The sequence below is a fragment of the Isoptericola sp. NPDC060185 genome (assembly GCF_042728595.1).
In the GTDB taxonomy this organism is placed as follows: Bacteria; Actinomycetota; Actinomycetes; order Actinomycetales; family Cellulomonadaceae; genus Isoptericola.
Genome location: NZ_JBHWYY010000146.1, coordinates 1 through 3,302 on the forward strand (window position 1 = coordinate 1; position 3,302 = coordinate 3,302).

Genomic DNA, 3,302 nt, shown 5'->3' on the forward strand with positions numbered 1-3,302 from the left:
CAACCTCTGGCGGGCCCCGCCCGCCACCCCCGGCGTGCCCCCGCCCCCCCCCCCCCGGGGGGGCCCCCGGGGGCCCCCGCGGGGCCCGGCCGGCCGGGGGGCCGGCCACGACCAGACGCACCCCATCCAGGAGCAGATGCCGTCATGACCACCACCCCCCTGCGGATCGCCGTGCTCAGCGCATGGCACGTGCACGCCGAGGAGTACGGGCGCGCCGCGATCGACCACCACGACACGGAGCTCGTCGCGGTCTGGGACGACGACGCCGAGCGCGGCCGTGACCTCGCCGAGCGGCTCGGCGTCGAGGCCACGACCGACCTCGACGCCCTGCTGGCGCGCGACGACCTCGACGGCGTGACCGTCACCGCCGCCACCAGCGACCACGTCGAGGTGATCGGCAAGGCCCTGGCGGCGGGCAAGCACGTCTTCACCGAGAAGCTGCTCGCCCCGACCGTCGAGGGCTGCGACGCCCTCATCGCCGCCGCCCGGGCCGCCGACGTCCGGCTGGTCGTCTCCCTGCCGCGGCTCACGCACGGCTACACGCTGGCCCTGCGCGAGATCCTCGACGCCGGCACCCTCGGCCGGATCACGTACTCGCGGGTCCGCCTGGCCCACGACGGCTCCACCGCCGACTGGCTGCCGACCCGTTTCTACGACCGCTCCGAGGCGCTGGGCGGCGCCTTCGTCGACCTGGGCGCGCACCCCGTCTACCTCACCCAGCTGATCCTGGGCGACGAGGTCGTCTCGGTGCGCCCCACCTGGACGGACCAGACCGGGCGCGGCGTCGAGGACAACGCGTCGGTCACCGTCGCCACGCCCGACGGCGCGATCGGCGTCATCGAGACGGGCTTCGTCACCCCGGCGAGCCCGTTCACGATCGAGGTGCACGGCACCGACGGCTCCCTGCTGCACGGCTTCGAGACCGACGACGACGGCGCGGCCGTGATGCGCCTGACCACCCGCGAGGGCTCGTCCCGCGTGGACCTGCCCGCCCACCAGCCGATCCTCTTCGCGCAGTGGGCGGACGCGATCCGCTCCGGAGCGGACCTCGAGGACAACCTCGCGCGGGCCCGGTCGCTGACCGCGCTCGTCGAGGCCGCGAGCGCCGTCGCGCTCACCGCAGCGCAGGCCTGACCGACGGCTGCCCCACCGGAGAACCCGCCCCACCGGAGAACTGGACCCACCATGACCGTGACCCCTCCCGTCCGCATCGGCCTGATCGGCGCCGGCGGCATCGCCGGCGCCCACCTCGCGGGGTACGCCACCATCCCCGACCGCGTGACGGTCACCGCGATCGCCGACGCGGTGCCCGAGACCCTCGCCCGTCGCGCCGAGGAGACCGGCGCCCGCGCGTACGCCGACTTCACCGAGCTCGTGAACGACCCGGAGGTCGACGCCGTCGACATCTGCCTGCCGCACCACCTGCACCGGGCGGCGATCGTGGCCGCGGCCAAGGCGGGCAAGCACATCCTCTGCGAGAAGCCGCTGTGCCTGACCGCCGAGGAGGCAGCCGAGGTGCGCGCGGCGGTCGAGGCGGCCGGCGTGACCTTGATGTGCGCGCACAACCAGCTGTTCATGCCCGCCGTCGCCCGGGCCAAGGAGGTCATCGACTCCGGCGTGCTGGGCGACGTCTACGAGGTGCGCACCACCGACTCGTTCTTCAACGACTTCGACCCCGACACCATGGGATGGCGCGCCCACGCCGCGACGAGCGGCGGCGGCGAGTTCATCGACACGGGATACCACCCGACGTACCTGCTGATGCACCTGTCTGGCGGGCGGCCCGTGCAGGCCTTCGCCATGATGTCGACCCATCGCCTGACGTTCATGGAGGGCGAGGACTCCGCCCAGGTGCTCGTGCGCTTCGACAACGGCAGCGTCGGCCAGCTGGTCACCTCGTGGGCCTACGACGCCGCGCCGGGCACCGACCGGTTCAGCGTCGTCGGCTCGAAGGGGTCGCTCAGCTCGGACGGAACGACCCTGCGCGTGAAGGTGCGCGGCGAGGACGAGCAGGTCTACGAGCACGAGGCCGTGAACACCTTCGCCGCGGAGATCGTCGACTTCGTCGACTGCCTCGAGACCGGCCGCCGTCCGCTGAACACGGAGGCCGAGGGGATCGCCGTGCTCGGCATCATCCTCGCGGCCTACGAGAGCGCGCGCACCGGGCAGGCGGTCGACGTCGCCGGCGTGTGACGCGACGACGCGCCGACCGGAGTCGCCGGTCGCCGTCGCCGCGAGCACGGCGGGGCCCGCGGGGACCGACACCGGTCGCCGCGGGCCCTGTGCGTCGTGGGGTCAGAACCCTCCGAAGTCGCCGCCGCCGAAGTCGCCGCCCCCGAAGTCACCGCCGCCGAAGTCCCCGAAGCCGCCCATGTCGCCGCCGGTGTCCCCGCCGTAGCCGGGGTCCGCACCGGCGGCGTCGGTGTACCCGGCGTCACCGCCCGCGTCGGCGCCCGCGTCACCGCCGCCGTCGCCACCGCCCGCGTCGCCGGCGAAGTCCTGCGACGGGTCGCCGAAGGCGGGGCCGAACATCGCGTTGGCCACGGCCGAGCCGATGACGACGCCGGCGACGGTGCCGAGCAGGCTGGAGCCCATCATCGACCCGAAGCTCGGGCCGCGGGCGCCGTACCCGCCCTGCCCGCGGAACGACTGCTCCAGCGTCCCAGGGTTGCGCAGCTCGGCGCGGGTGGCCATGCGGGCGAGGGACTGCGGGTCGTCGGAGGCCGCGCGCTCGGCCGGCGGCAGGCCGGACCCGAGGTCCTGGAGCACGCGCTGCCGCTGCTCCGGCGTCAGGCGGGCGAACGCCTCGGCGTGCGCCTGCTCGACGGCGTCCGGCGGCGCCGTGCGCAGCAGGTAGCGATACCGCTCGACGGCCACCTCGTCGGGGTCGCGGTGCGCCGCAGGCACGCGGTCGCCGGGCCGCCCGGCGGGCTGCTGGTCCGGGTGCGGGGCGTACCCGTGCTTGCCGGGCGACTCGCCGGCGCGGGAGGCGCCGTAGTCGGGCCGCCCGGGCACGCCGTGGTACGAGCGCTCGTCGTGGGTTCTGCCGAGAAGTCGGTCGAGGAGTCCCATACGGGGTGAACGCCTGCCGTGCGGGCGCCGTTCCCGCCGCGGCGAGGATTCTCCCGCCGTCGTGCGATGCGCCCATGCCTGGGCGCATGCCCGCGGACGCCGGGCCCGGGAACGGCGACGGCCCGCACCCCGACGAGCGGGGGGGGGGGCGGGGGGCGCACCCCCCCGGGGGGGCCCCGGCCGGGGGGGGGTTAACAGAGGGCGGGGGGTGTACGCCAGCGGGGGCCACG

At 75.5% G+C, this 3,302-nt stretch carries 3 protein-coding genes; 2 read left to right on the forward strand and 1 reads right to left on the reverse strand.

The window, feature by feature from the left end; all coding sequences use genetic code 11:
• Window positions 1-144 precede the first annotated feature (144 nt).
• Both ACFWDO_RS21305 and ACFWDO_RS21310 read left to right on the forward strand, forming a co-directional pair.
• Window positions 145-1,134 (forward strand): Gfo/Idh/MocA family protein, encoded by a 990-nt coding sequence (locus tag ACFWDO_RS21305; protein ID WP_380326991.1) that lies wholly within the window; start codon window positions 145-147, stop codon window positions 1,132-1,134.
• Between the two features lie 51 nt (window positions 1,135-1,185).
• Window positions 1,186-2,193: a Gfo/Idh/MocA family protein gene (locus ACFWDO_RS21310; protein ID WP_380326988.1), complete on the forward strand. Its 1,008-nt coding sequence runs from the start codon at window positions 1,186-1,188 to the stop codon at window positions 2,191-2,193.
• Between the two features lie 102 nt (window positions 2,194-2,295).
• Here ACFWDO_RS21310 and ACFWDO_RS21315 read toward each other — a convergent pair whose 3' ends face one another.
• Window positions 2,296-3,072 carry a hypothetical protein gene (locus ACFWDO_RS21315; RefSeq protein WP_380326985.1) on the reverse strand — a complete coding sequence of 259 codons (777 nt, stop codon included), beginning with the start codon at window positions 3,070-3,072 and terminating at the stop codon, window positions 2,296-2,298.
• Window positions 3,073-3,302: the final 230 nt, after the last annotated feature.

Excerpts from the sequence above, each read along its gene's own strand:
- ACFWDO_RS21315 (WP_380326985.1), bottom strand. The coding sequence starts at position 3,072 with ATGGGACTCCTCGACCGACTTCTCGGCAGAACCCACGACGAGCGCTCG.
- ACFWDO_RS21310 (WP_380326988.1), top strand. The coding sequence starts at position 1,186 with ATGACCGTGACCCCTCCCGTCCGCATCGGCCTGATCGGCGCCGGCGGC.
- ACFWDO_RS21305 (WP_380326991.1), top strand. The coding sequence starts at position 145 with ATGACCACCACCCCCCTGCGGATCGCCGTGCTCAGCGCATGGCACGTG.